The 15775-nt window shown below is 56.0% G+C and carries 17 protein-coding genes; 6 read left to right on the top strand and 11 right to left on the bottom strand.

The window, feature by feature from the left end:
* The first annotated feature begins 23 nt into the window (after positions 1-23).
* Entirely contained in the window at positions 24-770 is a 747-nt protein-coding gene (fpr, locus tag SK54_RS02505; RefSeq protein ID WP_003862024.1) for a ferredoxin--NADP(+) reductase, read from the top strand.
* Here the strand turns inward: fpr and SK54_RS02500 are convergent, their stop codons facing one another.
* Entirely contained in the window at positions 771-1190 is a 420-nt protein-coding gene (locus SK54_RS02500) for a DUF805 domain-containing protein (RefSeq protein ID WP_006808672.1), read from the bottom strand.
* Between the two features lie 112 nt (positions 1191-1302).
* On the opposite strand from SK54_RS02500, the gene SK54_RS02495 reads away from it, so the two are divergent.
* Together SK54_RS02495 and tpiA are read left to right on the top strand one after the other, a co-directional pair.
* Positions 1303-1899: a DUF1454 family protein gene (locus SK54_RS02495; RefSeq protein WP_017383094.1), complete on the top strand. Its 597-nt coding sequence runs from the start codon at positions 1303-1305 to the stop codon at positions 1897-1899.
* Positions 1900-2010: 111 nt separating this feature from the next.
* Positions 2011-2778 carry a triose-phosphate isomerase gene (gene tpiA, locus SK54_RS02490; RefSeq protein WP_003862019.1) on the top strand — a complete coding sequence of 256 codons (768 nt, stop codon included), beginning with the start codon at positions 2011-2013 and terminating at the stop codon, positions 2776-2778.
* Positions 2779-2858: 80 nt separating this feature from the next.
* Here the strand turns inward: tpiA and SK54_RS02485 are convergent, their stop codons facing one another.
* The 6 genes from SK54_RS02485 to cpxP form a co-directional block, all read right to left on the bottom strand.
* Entirely contained in the window at positions 2859-4163 is a 1305-nt protein-coding gene (locus tag SK54_RS02485; protein WP_048246678.1) for an SLC13 family permease, read from the bottom strand.
* 73 nt (positions 4164-4236) lie between these two features.
* Entirely contained in the window at positions 4237-4980 is a 744-nt protein-coding gene (locus SK54_RS02480; protein WP_003862014.1) for a CDP-diacylglycerol diphosphatase, read from the bottom strand.
* A gap of 111 nt (positions 4981-5091) precedes the next feature.
* Positions 5092-6081, bottom strand: a complete 990-nt coding sequence (locus tag SK54_RS02475; protein ID WP_032668967.1) for a sulfate ABC transporter substrate-binding protein — start codon at positions 6079-6081, stop codon at positions 5092-5094.
* Between the two features lie 215 nt (positions 6082-6296).
* The gene (gene pfkA, locus SK54_RS02470) at positions 6297-7259 is read right to left on the bottom strand and encodes a 6-phosphofructokinase (protein WP_003862009.1); all 963 of its coding nucleotides are present in this window, start codon (positions 7257-7259) and stop codon (positions 6297-6299) included.
* A gap of 184 nt (positions 7260-7443) precedes the next feature.
* The gene (fieF, locus tag SK54_RS02465; protein ID WP_017382698.1) at positions 7444-8328 is read right to left on the bottom strand and encodes a CDF family cation-efflux transporter FieF; all 885 of its coding nucleotides are present in this window, start codon (positions 8326-8328) and stop codon (positions 7444-7446) included.
* A gap of 153 nt (positions 8329-8481) precedes the next feature.
* The gene (cpxP, locus tag SK54_RS02460; RefSeq protein ID WP_003862006.1) at positions 8482-8988 is read right to left on the bottom strand and encodes a cell-envelope stress modulator CpxP; all 507 of its coding nucleotides are present in this window, start codon (positions 8986-8988) and stop codon (positions 8482-8484) included.
* A gap of 150 nt (positions 8989-9138) precedes the next feature.
* Between cpxP and cpxR the strand changes: the two genes are divergently transcribed.
* Together cpxR and cpxA are read left to right on the top strand one after the other, a co-directional pair.
* Positions 9139-9837, top strand: coding sequence for an envelope stress response regulator transcription factor CpxR (gene cpxR, locus SK54_RS02455; RefSeq protein ID WP_003862004.1), 699 nt, complete (start codon positions 9139-9141; stop codon positions 9835-9837).
* Positions 9834-11207, top strand: coding sequence for an envelope stress sensor histidine kinase CpxA (cpxA, locus tag SK54_RS02450; RefSeq protein WP_015569937.1), 1374 nt, complete (start codon positions 9834-9836; stop codon positions 11205-11207). Before cpxR ends, cpxA begins: the two co-directional genes overlap by 4 nt.
* A gap of 43 nt (positions 11208-11250) precedes the next feature.
* Here cpxA and yiiM read toward each other — a convergent pair whose 3' ends face one another.
* Both yiiM and sodA read right to left on the bottom strand, forming a co-directional pair.
* Entirely contained in the window at positions 11251-11934 is a 684-nt protein-coding gene (gene yiiM, locus SK54_RS02445; protein WP_017382697.1) for a 6-hydroxyaminopurine reductase, read from the bottom strand.
* A 66-nt stretch (positions 11935-12000) separates the two neighbouring features.
* Complete coding sequence (sodA, locus tag SK54_RS02440; RefSeq protein ID WP_003861999.1) at positions 12001-12621, bottom strand: superoxide dismutase [Mn]; 621 nt, start codon at positions 12619-12621, stop codon at positions 12001-12003.
* A gap of 288 nt (positions 12622-12909) precedes the next feature.
* On the opposite strand from sodA, the gene rhaT reads away from it, so the two are divergent.
* Positions 12910-13944 carry an L-rhamnose/proton symporter RhaT gene (gene rhaT, locus SK54_RS02435; protein WP_048246676.1) on the top strand — a complete coding sequence of 345 codons (1035 nt, stop codon included), beginning with the start codon at positions 12910-12912 and terminating at the stop codon, positions 13942-13944.
* On the opposite strand, the gene rhaR is transcribed toward rhaT, so the two are convergent.
* Together rhaR and rhaS are read right to left on the bottom strand one after the other, a co-directional pair.
* Positions 13945-14793, bottom strand: a complete 849-nt coding sequence (rhaR, locus tag SK54_RS02430; protein ID WP_017382695.1) for an HTH-type transcriptional activator RhaR — start codon at positions 14791-14793, stop codon at positions 13945-13947. It abuts the gene before it with no gap.
* A gap of 73 nt (positions 14794-14866) precedes the next feature.
* Positions 14867-15703, bottom strand: a complete 837-nt coding sequence (rhaS, locus tag SK54_RS02425) for an HTH-type transcriptional activator RhaS (protein WP_015569934.1) — start codon at positions 15701-15703, stop codon at positions 14867-14869.
* Between the last annotated feature and the right edge of the window lie 72 nt (positions 15704-15775).

Below are 15775 nucleotides of genomic sequence, written 5' to 3'. Positions count from 1 at the left end.
GAGAAACAGCACAGGAGAAGATCATGGCGGACTGGGTAACAGGTAAAGTCACAAAGGTACAGTTCTGGACCGATGCGCTATTTAGCCTCACGCTGCACGCTCCCGTTCATCCGTTTACTGCCGGGCAGTTTGCCAAGCTCGGGTTGGATATTGACGGTGAACGCGTACAGCGCGCCTACTCTTACGTTAATGCGCCTGATAACCCGGACCTTGAGTTCTATCTGGTCACCGTCCCGGACGGTAAGCTCAGCCCACGCCTCGCCGCGCTGAAGCCGGGCGATGAAGTGCAGATTGTCTCCGACGCGGCGGGGTTCTTCGTGCTGGATGAAATCCCCGACTGTGACACGCTCTGGATGCTGGCGACCGGCACGGCCATTGGCCCGTATCTTTCCATTCTGCAATACGGCAAAGATCTGGAGCGCTTTAAAAATATCGTGCTGGTTCACGCCGCGCGCTACGCCGCAGACCTGAGCTATTTGCCGCAGATGCAGGCGCTGGAACAGCGTTATGGCGGGAAGTTAAAAATTCAGACGGTGGTCAGCCGCGAAACCGCAGCCGGCTCGTTAACCGGTCGCGTTCCGGCGTTGATTGAAAGCGGCGCGCTGGAAGAAGCGGTGGGTTTACCGATGAATACCGAAACCAGCCATGTGATGCTGTGCGGTAACCCGCAGATGGTACGCGATACGCAGCAGTTGCTGAAGGATACCCGGCAGATGACGAAGCACCTTCGCCGCCGGCCGGGCCACATGACCGCCGAACACTACTGGTGATCAGCGGTACTTCACCTCAAGGGTATCTTTTCCATATTTGTTCTCGCTCTGGGTGCCGATAAACGCGCCCAGTTCGACAACCATCATTACAAAGATAACCGTCGGCAGCAGTCTGCCCACCACCCATGGGAGGATTGAGGGCAGCATTGACCAGTTCCCCGCCACCAGCATCCACGCCAGAATAATCAGGAAAGCCCATGCGCCGGAGCGGCCACGATCGTGCAGACGTTTCACCACTACGGCGGCGGTTGGCCACAGTAAACAGACCAGCGCAAATGCCGCCGTTTGCGTGCTCAGCCATGCGTTGTAGGCAACAAAAAACAGTAGCAGCATGGCGACAACCCACGTTGCAATCCAGATCCAGAAGTCACGGCGTCCAATACGCCCTTTGAATGAAAACAGCCACTGCTGTATGGTCATGTAAGGTTCCTTATTATTGTTTAGCCCGCATTTTACCCTGGAGTTGTGACCTTTTGACAAGCCGACAAGATATCGTTTTAATCATGGGCAATGATGGCCAGGGGCAATGTTGATGAAAAGTTCGGCACACTCTCTTTATTTGTGTTTAGCGATGCTGAGCGCCAGTTTTTCCCTCTATGCCGCGGAAACGGCTTCCCCGGTCACCGCCCCCTATCTTCTGGCGGGCGCCCCCTCTTTCGATCAATCTATCAGCCAGTTCCGCGAAGCCTTCAACAAAGAAAACCCCTCACTTCCGCTGGGAGAGTTCCGTGCGATTGACAGCGCCCGCGATACGCCGACCCTGACCCGCGCGGCCAGCAAAATTAACGAGAATCTGTATGCCTCTACCGCCCTTGAGCGCGGAACGTTAAAAATCAAAAGTATGCAGATCACCTGGCTGCCGATTCAGGGGCCAGAGCAGAAAGCGGCGAAAGCGAAAGCGCTGGAGTACATGAGCGCTATTCTGCGCGCCTTTACCCCCACCTTCACGAAAGCACAAAGCCAGCAAAAGCTGCAAAAACTGCTTACCGCCGGGAAAAACAAACGCTATTACGCCGATACGGAAGGTGCCGTTCGCTATGTCGTCGCAGATAACGGCGAAAAGGGGCTGACCTTCGCGGTTGAACCGATTAAGCTGGCTCTATCAGACGCACTCGAGGGGGCGAATTAATGACAAAAAGCAAAGCCTTTCGAGGGAAAATCTCTATACTGATTCACAGACCATGCTGCCCGACAGGGCGGCCATATTCCTTAATTCGCTTATTGAGCGTGGAGAATTGAAATGCGACATCCTTTAGTGATGGGTAACTGGAAACTGAACGGCAGCCGCCACATGGTAAACGAACTGGTTGCTAACCTGCGTAAAGAGCTGGCTGGCGTGACCGGCTGCGCGGTTGCTATCGCTCCGCCGGATATGTACCTGGATCTGGCTAAACGTGCCGCTGACGGCAGCCACATCATTCTGGGCGCGCAGAACGTTGACGTTAACCTGTCTGGCGCGTTCACCGGTGAAACCTCCGCTGAAATGCTGAAAGATATCGGCGCGAAATACATCATCATCGGCCACTCCGAGCGTCGCACCTATCACAAAGAATCCGATGAGTTCATCGCGAAGAAATTCGCTGTGCTGAAAGAGCAGGGTCTGATCCCGGTTCTGTGCATCGGTGAAACCGAAGCAGAAAACGAAGCAGGCAAAACCGAAGAAGTGTGCGCACGTCAGATCGACGCTGTGCTGAAAACCCAGGGCGCGGCAGCGTTCGAAGGCGCGGTTATCGCTTACGAGCCAGTCTGGGCGATCGGTACCGGCAAATCTGCAACTCCAGCGCAGGCACAGGCGGTGCACAAGTTCATCCGTGACCACATTGCAAAAGCAGACGCGAAAGTGGCTGAGCAGGTCATCATCCAGTACGGCGGTTCCGTTAACGCATCAAACGCAGCTGAGCTGTTCACCCAGCCAGACATCGATGGCGCACTGGTTGGCGGCGCATCCCTGAAAGCAGACGCTTTCGCGGTGATCGTTAAAGCGGCAGAAGCGGCTAAGCAGGCGTAATGCTGTTGCGGCGGGTGGCGCTTCGCTAACCCGCCCTACGGTTCTGTAGGCCCGGTAAGCGTCAGCGCCACCGGGCTTTTTTACAGCCGTCCCAGTAGGCTAAACCACAAATAATCCAGCGGCAGCAGCACCAGATACGTCGCAATCGCCAGCGCCAGACAGAGCAGCATCCCCGCCTTCGCAGGCACTTTCCCTAAGCCCATCGCCACCACAATCGGCGACGCCTGATACGGCAGCAGCGGCGTGGAATACCCCAGCACCTGAATCATGATCACCGACAGCAGCGGGAAGCCGGTCGCGTCCGAGAAGCTCTGCGCCAGCGTGGTGTACAGCGCAGGAACGCCGTTGGCGGTCATAATGAAGTTGAGCGCCGTGGTGATCCCCGTCAGCGCCAGGAAGCTGGTAAACGGGCGGTCTGCATCCAGCGGCATGATATGGAGCAACGCCTCGCCTACGGCCGCACCGATACCGGTCTGCGTCACCGTAACGGCCAGCCCGAGTATACCCGCGACGTAAATACAGGTGCGCATATTCACCCCCGCCGAGAACTCCTCCCCGGTGATAAAACCGATGCGCGGCAGCATAACGATGACCGAGGCCGCCAGCCCCGTCCACGCTGGCCCAACGCCGTGCCAGCTCTCCGTCACCCACATCGTCAACACCACCGCCAGCAGCCAGGCGAGTCGTTTTTCGTCACGCCCCATCGGTTCCGATGGCGTGAGATCCTTCGCCGGTTTCGGGTTGCCGGGGAACAGCCAGCAGATCAGGCCAATCAGAATCAGGCCTTTGAGAATACCCAGCACCGGGGTGTGCAGCAGCAGATACGGGACATAGTTGAGGTGGATACCGTATGAGCCTTCCGCCGCGCCGCTCATCACCAGGTTGGGCACGTTGGCGGGCAAAATAGTGGCCGAGAGCTGGAAGGTGCCAAACCCGACCGCCAGCGCCAGGCCAAACCAGGCCCGCGAGCCATCAGGAATGCCGGCCCGCTTCGCCATCGCGGCGACAATCGGCATCAGCAGCGCAATACGTCCCATGTTCGACGGCATCACGAATGCCAGGGCATAGCTCAGCAGCACAACGCTCGCCACCATCAGCGCCCAGGAGTCGGTAAGCTTTGCCGACAGCGCCCGGGCAGCCCTGTCCGCCAGGCCGGTTTTCCGAATCGCCACGCCCAGCACAAAGCCGCTGAACACCAGCCAGAAGGCAGACGAGGCGAAGCCGCCGAAGATCACTTCCGGCGGGGCGATTCTGGCGGTCATCGCCGCCGTGAAAAACAGCAGCGCGGTGATAAATTCCGGCAACAGCGACGTCGCCCACAGCACGATGGTGACGCCGACGATCAGCGAGGGAAGCAGCAGAGGATGCGTTAACCAGAGCGACATACCTGTCTCCTGTAGAATTTTTCAGCAAGTCTACGGCGACAGGCAGGGCGAGTAAACGCTATTTATGGTGGGGTCACTTCAGGATATCGCATTGATGATCCTGCAATTCCTCAGCCGACGCGCGGTTAAAGGTAAGCAGGTTACGCTCTGTCGCCAGCAATACAAACGAGCCGTCCGACTGCTGTGCCATCGCCAGCGCGAAGCGTCCCATATGATCGCGGGCTTCCGGCAGCTCTTCCGCCAGCATCATAAACGGGCTGCGCTGCACCAGTTCGTTCTCCGTCACCCGACGGGCAAGGTATTCATGCCCTTCCAGCCCGCCCGGAAGCGGTAACCACTGGGTGCTGATTTGCCCCTGCGACGCGTTCAGCTTCTCGCGCACGTCCGGGCGCAGACAGGAGATGTGGATATGAAAATGGTTTTGCGTGCGCCCGGTCGGGGAGTTGATGGTCAGCGAAACGGCGCTGTCAGGCACGTCGGCCCCCCGTTTCATACTCATAAAATGGCGAGACTGCCATGCCAGCCAGAAGAAATTCGGTGTCTGCGGCTCAGTCAGCAGCGGGCTTTCGGTGCCGTTGATACGGTACGTGGGCATCAGCAGGTATTGCAGCGGCCCGTTGCGGTCCTTGAACACCACGTAGCCCGCATCTGGCTTCACCTGCGCACACGGTGCCGGGTTACGGTTATGCAGCTGGTTGGGCACACACTGGTCGAGAACGATATGACGCAACGCATTCGGATTACCCGCTTTCATCCAGTACACGCCGCCTGCGGCAAGGGCGATAACGATCAGAATCAGTAAGATAATTTTTTTCACAACGCGTTCCCTGTTTTCAATAGAGGCAAAAGAGTAACGCAAAATGATGACCAAATAAAAAACCCGGCGGATTTCTCACACCGGGTTACCGTGTCGTTCTTTGTAAAACGCTTAGCGCTTGCTGATCTGGTCGAAGGTGCCGCCGTTAGAGAAGTGCTCTTTCTGCGCTTTGGTCCAGCCGCCAAACACATCATCAATAGTGAACAGCTTCAGTTTCGGGAAGGCGTTTTCGTATTTCTTCGCGACGGTCTCATCGCGCGGGCGGTAGAAGTTTTTCGCCGCAATTTCCTGCCCTTCAGGTGAGTAGAGGTACTTCAGATAGGCTTCCGCCACCGCTTTGGTGCCCTTCTTATCAACAACCTTATCGACGACGGAGACGGTCGGCTCAGCGAGGATGGATTCGCTCGGGGTGACGATCTCGAACTTGTCTTTACCCAGCTCGTTGGTCGCCAGCAGGGCTTCGTTTTCCCAGGCGATCAGCACGTCGCCAATGCCGCGTTCGACGAAGGTGTTGGTTGCGCCGCGCGCGCCGGAGTCCAGCACCTCGACGTTTTTAAACAGTGCTTTGACGAAGTCCTGTGCTTTGGCCTGATCGCCGTTGTTGTGGTGCAGCGCGTAGCCCCAGGCTGCCAGATAGTTCCAGCGTGCGCCGCCGGAGCTTTTTGGGTTCGGGGTAATGACAGACACGCCTGGCTTAATCAGGTCGTTCCAGTCCTTAATCTGTTTCGGGTTGCCTTTACGCACCAGGAAGACAATGGTCGAGGTGTATGGCGCAGAGTTGTCCGGCAGACGCTTGATCCAGTTTTTGTCGATACGGCCACGCTCGGCGATAGCGTCAACATCGTAGGCCAGCGCCAGGGTCACCACGTCGGCTTCAATACCGTTGATCACCGATGTCGCCTGCTTACCGGAACCGCCGTGAGACTGGCGAACCACCACGTTATCGCCGGTTTCCTGTTTCCAGTGCGCCGCGAAGGCTTTGTTGTACTGGTCGTATAGTTCACGCGTCGGATCGTACGACACGTTCAGTAACTGAATGTCCTTTGCCAGAACGCTGGTCGATGCCAGCAATAATGTTAACCCCACGCCCCATTTATTCATCGCCCAGCTCTCTTGTGTAGTGTTTTGATGAATGCAGCGTGCCAGAAAGCTAACCGATGATTAAAGAATAAAAAAAGATTGGCTATAACGTGGAGGAATAAAAAATCCGTGGGCACAAAAAAGCCGGGTGGCGGCTACGCCTTACCCGGCCTACGGACCGTGCTTTTGTAGGCCGGGTAAGGCGTAGCCGCCACCCGGCGCAATACAGACGCCAATCAGTACAGTTTTTTCGCGCAGTCCAGCCAGTCACCTTTGAACGGACGCTTCATGTTTTCAATGGCATCGATGATGTCATGGTGAACCAGTTTCTCGTTCTGGATACCGACGCAGCGGCCGCCGTGACCCTGAAGCAGTAGCTCGATCGCGTACGCGCCCATGCGGGACGCCAGGATACGGTCGTACGGGCCTGGGGAACCACCACGCTGAATGTGACCCAGAACGGTCGCGCGGGTTTCGCGTTTGGTTTCGGTTTCGATGTACTTCGCCAGCTCGTCAACGTCACAGATGTGCTCGGTGATAGCAACGATGGCGTGTTTCTTACCTTTCGCGATACCGGCTTTGATTTCAGCGACCAGATCTTCACGGCTAAATTCCACTTCCGGCACCACCACGAACTCACAGCCACCGGCAATTGCCGCCGCCAGAGTCAGGTCACCGCAGTAACGGCCCATCACTTCAACAATAGAAATACGCTGGTGAGAGGAAGAGGTGTCACGCAGGCGGTCAATCGCTTCCACAACGGTACCCAGCGCGGTGAAATAACCGATGGTGTAGTCGGTGCCTTTGATGTCATTGTCGATGGTGCCAGGCAGGCCGATGCACGGGAAGCCCATTTCAGTCAGACGTTTTGCACCCATGTAGGAGCCGTCGCCGCCGATAACCACCAGCGCATCCAGACCCCGTTTTTTCATGTTTTCGATAGCCACTTCACGGATGTGTTCGTCACGGAATTCCGGGAAGCGTGCAGAACCGAGGAAAGTACCGCCACGGTTGATCATGTCAGACACGCTGTAGCGGTCGAGCTGAACCATGCGGTCTTCATACAGACCCAGGTAACCGTCATAGATACCAAAAACTTCCAGACCTTCCGTCAGCGCTGCACGGACAACCCCACGGATTGCCGCGTTCATGCCCGGCGCATCACCGCCGCTTGTCAACACACCGATTTTCTTAATCATGACTACCTCTGAACTTAGGAACGCAAAATTGAAATCTGCTGCCGGAAGAAACTGTTCAACCGTCGAATACTGCAAATAGTATATCAATCCCTTCCAGCTGAATTGATTCAGGTCAGGCCATATGGTGGTAATTTATCCACAAAATGCTGCTCTGGCTCACTTTTTTACAACGAATTACGAAAGCTCAAAACGCCCTGGGTACGACAGAGCACGGATCCTGATGAATAATGACGTCTGACCCAGGGAAACGCTGCAAAATCGCCTGCTCCACCTGTTCAGCGACCATATGCGCCTGAACCAGTGGCAGGTTGTCTTCCATTTCCAAATGAATCTGAATAAAGCGGGTCGGCCCTGACTGCCGCGTACGAAGATCGTGAGCACCACTGACGCCAGGCCAGTTGGTCACGATGGCATAAATTTCATCACGTTCTGCATCCGGAAGCGCACGGTCAAGAAGCGACTGTACCGCTTCATACCCCATCCGCAAGGCGCTGTATAAAATATAGATCCCTATCCCTAACGCAAACAAAGCATCGGCCCGATGCCAGCCATACCAGGCCAGACCAAGCGCAATAAGAATAGCCCCATTCATCATAACATCAGACTGATAATGAAGCATATCGGCCCGTACAGCCTGGCTTTGTGTTTTGCGTACAACCCAGCGCTGGAACGTTACAAGAACAAGTGTGCTTATAAGTGCAACTACCGTTACGACCACGCCAACGCCCGGATCGTTCATCGGAGAAGGCGAAATAAGATGCTGAATACCGGTCAAAAACAGGAAAAGCGCAGAGCCCGAAATAAACATGCTTTGTGCCAGCGCGGCCAGCGATTCCGCTTTGCCGTGGCCAAACGTATGCTCTTCATCCGCCGGTTGCAGCGAGTAGCGCACCACCAGCAGGTTGGTCAGCGAGGCGGCAATATCCACCAGTGAATCCACCAGTGCCGCCAGAATACTGACCGACCCGGTGTACCACCACGCGAAAATTTTAATGATCAGCAAACACGACGCCATCACCGTCGCGGCTATTGCGGCCCGGCTTACCAGCCGTCCATAGGATTGATTCATAAACACTCCTGTCATGCCATGGCGCTAGTATAACGGATGGTGGTGGAGTGAAAGGATGAATAAAGCGTTAACAAACCTGAACGATGGGCAAAAAAAACCCCCACATCATGTGGGGGAAGACAGGGATGGTGTCTATGGCAAGGAAAACAGGGTTTACTGGTTACTACGGGTACTGCTATTGCTACTGAAAAGCGTCATATCTGAGCTTCGCTGCATCCGTGCAACCTCACGCAACTGGTTCATACGTTGCTGATGTTTGGTATTCAAAACCGCTTGCTGCTCGGGCGTTAGCAGGTGGAACATCTGGTTGCGAACCTTCGCCATCTCTACCTGGCGGGCAACCTGTTCCTGCGCCATTTTTTCGGCCTGAGCGCGTACAGCGCTTTCGTCAAAATTTTCTGCGGTGACAAGGCGATGCATTGTCTCCATTTCGCTAACATTAACAGGGGGCTGGTCGTGTCTCGCCCTCTGCATCAGATCTCGCATCTGTTGACGCTGATGTTCGGTTAAACTTATGCCGTCAAACATATGGCTTTGGCTGCTGTGCTGCGTTGCGCCCTCTGCTGAGGAACCGTTATCGCTGATGATAGCTACAGCAGCCTGGCTAAACGCACTGAAGGCCAGCGTTGAGGCCATGACGGCAGCGGTAACTTTGCGCATCACTTGCTCCCAAAATCTTTCGTGTCGCGATTCAACGAGAGACAGTCTACGATTCAGGCTGCAAACATGCGTCAGGGGGTGTAAAACAACGTAAAGTCATGGATTAGATAGCCTTGATGTCGTAATTTCTGCCTCGGAGGTATTTAAACAATGAATAAAATCCTGTTAGTTGATGATGACCGAGAGCTCACATCTCTTTTAAAGGAGTTGCTCGACATGGAAGGTTTCAACGTCCTGGTTGCCCATGATGGGGAACAGGCGCTGAGTCTCCTTGACGACAGCATCGATTTACTTTTGCTCGACGTCATGATGCCGAAGAAAAACGGTATTGATACGTTGAAAGAGCTTCGCCAGACACACCAGACTCCCGTCATTATGCTGACCGCACGCGGCAGCGAGCTTGACCGCGTACTCGGCCTTGAGCTGGGTGCGGATGACTATTTACCTAAGCCGTTCAACGACCGTGAACTGGTGGCCCGTATTCGCGCGATCCTGCGCCGCTCTCACTGGAGCGAGCAGCAGCAGAATACCGACAACAGCTCGCCTACGCTGGAAGTGGACTCCCTGAGCCTGAACCCGGGCCGCCAGGAAGCGAGCTTCGATGGTGAAACGCTGGAGCTAACCGGCACCGAGTTCACCCTGCTGTATCTGCTGGCACAGCATCTCGGCCAGGTGGTGTCGCGTGAACACTTAAGCCAGGAAGTGCTCGGCAAACGCCTCACCCCGTTTGACCGCGCCATCGACATGCATATCTCGAACCTGCGCCGTAAGCTGCCGGAGCGTAAAGACGGTCACCCCTGGTTTAAAACCCTGCGTGGTCGCGGTTATCTGATGGTTTCCGCTTCATGATAGGCAGCTTAACCGCCCGCATCTTCGCCATCTTCTGGCTGACGCTGGCACTGGTTTTAATGCTCGTTTTGATGTTGCCAAAACTCGACTCACGCCAGATGACGGAGCTACTCGACAGCGAGCAACGTCAGGGCGTGATGATCGAGCAGCACGTGGAAGCGGAGCTGGCAAACGATCCGCCGAATGATTTAATGTGGTGGCGCAGGCTGTTTCGCGCTATCGACAAGTGGGCGCCCCCCGGACAACGTCTTTTACTGGTCACCAGTGAAGGCCGCGTGATTGGGGCCGATCGCAATGAAATGCAGATTATCCGCAACTTTATTGGCCAGGCGGATAATGCCGATCACCCACAGAAAAAGAAATATGGTCGGGTAGAGATGGTCGGTCCTTTCTCGGTGCGGGATGGGGAAGACAATTACCAGCTCTATCTGATTCGCCCTGCGAGCAGTTCCCAGTCCGACTTTATCAACCTGCTGTTTGACCGTCCGCTTTTGCTGTTGATTGTCACGATGCTGGTCAGTTCCCCGCTGCTGTTATGGCTGGCGTGGAGCCTGGCGAAACCGGCGCGTAAGCTGAAAAATGCGGCGGACGAAGTGGCGCAGGGCAACCTGAGGCAGCATCCGGAGCTGGAATCCGGGCCGCAGGAGTTCCTGGCCGCCGGAACCAGTTTTAACCAGATGGTCTCTGCTCTTGACCGCATGATGACCGCGCAGCAACGCCTGCTGTCGGATATCTCCCACGAGCTGCGGACGCCGCTCACGCGCTTACAGCTGGGTACCGCCCTGCTGCGCCGCCGCAGCGGTGAGAGTAAAGAGCTGGAGCGTATTGAGACGGAAGCGCATCGCCTGGACAGCATGATCAACGATCTGCTGGTGATGTCTCGCAATCAGCAGAAAAACGCGCTGGTGAGCGAAACGGTGAAAGCCAATCACCTCTGGCATGAGGTGCTGGACAACGCGGCGTTCGAAGCGGAGCAGATGGGCAAATCGTTCACCGTCAACTTCCCGCCGGGCCCGTGGCCGCTCTACGGTAACCCCAACACGCTGGAAAGCGCGCTGGAGAATATCGTGCGTAACGCCCTGCGCTATTCGCACACGAAGATTGAAGTGGCGTTTTCGGTGGATAAAGACGGGATTACCGTCATTGTCGATGACGATGGTCCTGGCGTCAGCCCGGAAGATCGCGAGCAGATTTTCCGTCCGTTCTACCGCACCGACGAGGCGCGCGACCGTGAATCTGGTGGTACGGGGCTAGGTCTGGCGATTGTTGAAACCGCCATGCAACAGCACCGTGGCTGGGTGAAAGCCGATGACAGCCCGCTGGGCGGGCTGAGGTTAACGCTGTGGCTGCCGCTGTATAAGCGTTCGTAACCGTATGTGCCGGGTGGCGGCTTCGCCTTACCCGGCCTACTTTCTACGGAACCTCTTTCCCCCACAATCTCCGCGAACTGCTCTCGATCTTGCCGCTTAACCGCCGCTTCTGCATCGTTCTGGTCCAGCTGGTGGATAATCCCGCCGCTGACAGCAGGCGGTGATACTGCTCGTCATCAAACGGCATATGCCAGGCAATTGCGCAGGCCTCGTATACCGACACCTCACTCAAGCGCGAAGCCAGCTCAAGCGGCGCATCCGCCGAAACCTGTCCCGCCTGCACAACGCGATACAGCCAGCCGGTTTTACCCGCGTTTTGCAGCTGGGCCGACATATCCTGAATGCCGAAATGGTAATTAAGCTTAAAGCACGGTGAGCGCGGCTGGGTGACCTGAATCAAAGCATCGCCCCAGCGGTAAATATCGCCGATAAAGACGTTCTTCTCCGTCAGCCCCTCCGTTGAGAGATTTTCGCCAAACGCGGGGGCAACGAAGAGGTCCGCCTGTTCAGGAAATTCGGCTTTCCAGTGCTGATAGTGCTCGCGCGGATAGTGGCACAGCGCGCGATCGGGCCCGCCGTGGATTTTCTTTTCAGCCTGCTGGTCACCCGCAAGCCCGAGATCGGTCAACGTCAGCTCACCGTCGACCTGCACTTTGGCGATGGCGCTCGGGCGGCTGCCTTCGTACTCCCTTACCTTGCCTGTAAACACATTCACCGGGTAATGCATCTCCACTCCTTCAGATACAAAAAAAGCGAGTCATCAGACTCGCTTCTCACAGGCGTCAATGCAACCTTATTTTTTAGCGGCGAAACGCGCTGCTGCTTCGTCCCAGTTCACTACATCCCAGAAGGCTTTGATGTAGTCAGGGCGACGGTTTTGGAACTTCAGGTAGTAAGCGTGTTCCCACACGTCCAGACCCAGAATTGGGAAGCCGGATGCGCCAGAGATAGCTTCACCCATCAGCGGGGAGTCCTGGTTAGCGGTAGAAACGACCGCCAGTTTGTCACCTTTCAGGACCAGCCACGCCCAGCCAGAGCCGAAACGGGTTGCAGCGGCTTTTTCGAATTCCGCTTTGAAGTTGTCAACGGAACCGAAGTCACGCTCGATAGCCGCTTTCAGGTCGCCCTGAAGGGTGGTGCCGGTTTTCAGGCCTTTCCAGAACAGGCTGTGGTTAGCGTGACCGCCCGCGTTGTTGCGCAGCACGGTTTTCTTGTCTGCCGGCAGCTGGTCCAGTTTGGTGATCAGCTCTTCAACAGGCAGATTAGCGAACTCTGGCAGGCTTTCCAGCGCAGCATTCGCGTTGTTCACATAGGTCTGGTGGTGTTTAGTGTGATGGATTTCCATCGTCTGCTTGTCGAAATGCGGTTCCAGTGCGTCGTAGGCATACGGCAGGGATGGCAGTGTATAACTCATAATCCTCTCCATTATTGTCGGGCGGCACAGCTGTTAATGCCGCGTAAGCAGTTGGTTCATTATAGTTAATTAAATGATATTGAAAATGATTATCAATGCCGTAGTTTTTATAAGGTTATTAGATTTTTGATAAATGACAAAATTGTGAGTCTGCTCACGTGCTTAACGTGCTGATTGCCATCCTGAACAAAAGTGCGGCAACCTTCTGAAGGTTCCCAAACCGCCTCATTTTTACACTCATCAAGTCGGCGGGAAGCCTCCGGCTATAAAAACGATGAGGATGTAAAAATGAATCATGCGATTACGATGGGTATTTTCTGGCATTTGATAGGCGCGGCCAGTGCAGCCTGTTTCTATGCCCCGTTTAAAAAGGTGAAAGGCTGGTCATGGGAAACCATGTGGTCCGTTGGCGGCACCGTGTCCTGGCTGATTTTGCCATGGACAATCAGCGCCATGCTGCTGCCCGATTTCTGGGGCTACTTCTCCTCCTTCAGCGCCTCCACCCTGCTGCCGGTATTCCTGTTCGGCGCGATGTGGGGCATCGGTAATATCAACTACGGCCTCACCATGCGCTACCTAGGCATGTCGATGGGGATTGGCATCGCGATTGGCATTACGCTGATTGTTGGCACCCTGATGACGCCAATCCTCAACGGCCACTTCGACGTGCTGATCAACACTCAGGGCGGGCGAATGACGCTGCTGGGCGTGCTGGTGGCGGTGATCGGCGTGGGCATCGTCACCCGCGCAGGCCAGCTGAAAGAACGCAAGATGGGCATCAAAGCCGAAGAGTTCAACCTGAAGAAAGGGCTGCTGCTGGCGGTGATGTGCGGCGTCTTCTCGGCGGGCATGTCGTTCGCCATGAACGCCGCCAAACCGATGCACGACACCGCTGCGGCGCTGGGCGTCGATCCGCTGTACGTTGCCCTGCCAAGCTACGTGGTGATCATGGGCGGCGGCGCGCTGGTAAACCTCGGCTTCTGCTTCATTCGTCTGGCAAAAGTGAAGAACCTGTCGGTAAAAGCCGACTTCTCGCTGGAAAAACCGCTGATCGTCACCAACGTCCTGCTCTCCGCCCTCGGCGGTCTGATGTGGTATCTGCAATTCTTCTTCTACGCCTGGGGTCACGCCAGTATTCCGGCGCAGTATGACTACATGAGCTGGATGCTGCACATGAGCTTCTACGTGCTGTGCGGCGGGCTGGTTGGGCTGGTGCTGAAAGAGTGGAACAACGCCGGGCGACGTCCGGTTGGCGTGCTGAGCCTGGGCTGTGTGGTGATTATCATTGCGGCCAATATCGTCGGCCTCGGCATGGCGAACTGATTACGCTGCCTTTCGACTGCGATGACGCCACTGAACCGGCGTCATCCCCACCTCACGGTTAAACACCACCGAAAAGTAGTTACTGTCCTCAAAGCCGCAGCGCATCGCCACTTCACTCACCATCAGCTCCGTATGCTGTAACAGGTACTGGGCGTGGCAGATGCGCAGCTGGCGCAGATAGTGGTTGACCGTCATCCCCGTCTGGGTGCGGAACTGCTGGCGCAGCGCGCGCTCGCTGCACTGCTCCTGCTCGCAGAATTTTTCCAGCACGAAACTCTTGTTCAGACTGCCCGCAAGCCGGGTGATGAGCTTATCCAGCAGCGCTTCCTGCGTGGTAGCAGAGGGATTATCCGTAGCGTAACGATGCCGCTTCAGGGTCATCACCAGCTGGGCAAAAAGCAGCTCCGACATCTGGTTTGCCACCGGATCGCTCTTCTGGCTCTCCTGCTCCAGCTGGGAAATCGTCTGGCGCACCTGAGCCATGCCGTTGCTGCTTAAGCGCCAGTGCGGTTCGCCTCTGGCATCATGAAAACCGGGGATATTGCCCGCCCAGTCGACATTCAGTTTAAGTCTGTCGGGGCAGTAGATGACGTTCTGCAACACCAGATCGTTAACCGAGGCGTAGGAGTGTTTGTCTTCAGCGCGGATGTAGAACAGGTCTCCGCGCGTGATGCGGTAGGGGCGGTCGTTGAGGACGTGCAGGCCGTTGCCTCGCCATACCAGCACCAGCTCGCAAAACTCGTGGGTGTGCTCGGCAAAGACGTTTTGCGGGTAGCGGTCGGCCACCGCGACGGCCTGACTCGCGGAGGCAAAAAAATCATCTTTGCGAAGAATGAGCTGAGCAGCCACACCACAACCTCTACGGCGAATAACCGGACATTATTAGCCTTTTTGCAGCAAAAAAACGGTGACTGCCCTCGCGTTACTGAAGCAACGCGTCTTTCCCCTGACGAATATCGCGCGGCGACCAGTTAAACTCCCGGCGAAAAAGCGTCGAAAAGTGGTTACTGTCGCCGAATCCGCAGCGATAGGCGATATCGGTGACGCTTTCGTCGGTATGACGTAAAAGGTGCCGCGCTTTGATCAGGCGCAGACGGTTGAGGTAGCGCTGCGGCGTCAGCCCGGTATGCTGCTTGAGCTGACGATGCAGCGTGCGCAGCGAGAGCGAAAAGTCATCCGCCAGCGTTTCCCAGCAGACATCTTCGGCAAAATGATCTTCCAGCCAGGCCATCAGCTGATTCAGGCGCGCGTCGTTATTTTCCAGCCCTTCCACCAGGCTGCTGCGCCGCAGCAGCACCAGCAGTTGCATAAACAGCAGCTCGCGGGTAGCAATGGCGTGCGTCTCCTGTCCATCCTCGCTCTGCTCCATCTGGCTCACCAGCTGACGCACCTGCTGCAACGTGGACTGATTCACCCGCCAGTGCGAGGGGTAGTGACCGTCCTTCTCCTGCGGCAACAGCTGATTCAGCCCGGAGAGAAACTGGAACGCATCCGGAGAACGATAGAGCACATTAGTCAGGCAAAGGTTGTCGGTATGTTCATACAGGTGCCTGTCGTGATCGCGCACGAAGCACACCGTACCGCCGCTGATGGTATACGGCTGACCGTTAAACACGTGGATACCCGTTCCGTGCTCAACAATCACAATTTCATGAAAATCATGATGATGCTCCGGGAACGCAGCCTGAGGCAGCCGTGGCTCAATCGCGACCGGCGAAGCCCCCGAAGGAAAAAAATCGACGCTGTGCAGTACGGTCATAACGGCCCCCACCAATGAGAAAAGTTCTCAAAATAGTAATTAAGGCCTTCCACGCTCACCTTAAATTTTTGA

It is taken from the genome of Enterobacter sp. MGH120 (genome assembly GCF_001037725.1).
In the GTDB taxonomy this organism is placed as follows: domain Bacteria; phylum Pseudomonadota; class Gammaproteobacteria; order Enterobacterales; family Enterobacteriaceae; genus Enterobacter; species Enterobacter hormaechei_C.
The sequence above is the reverse complement of the archived record's forward strand: the minus strand, read 5'-3'. Positions and strand labels throughout refer to the sequence as shown.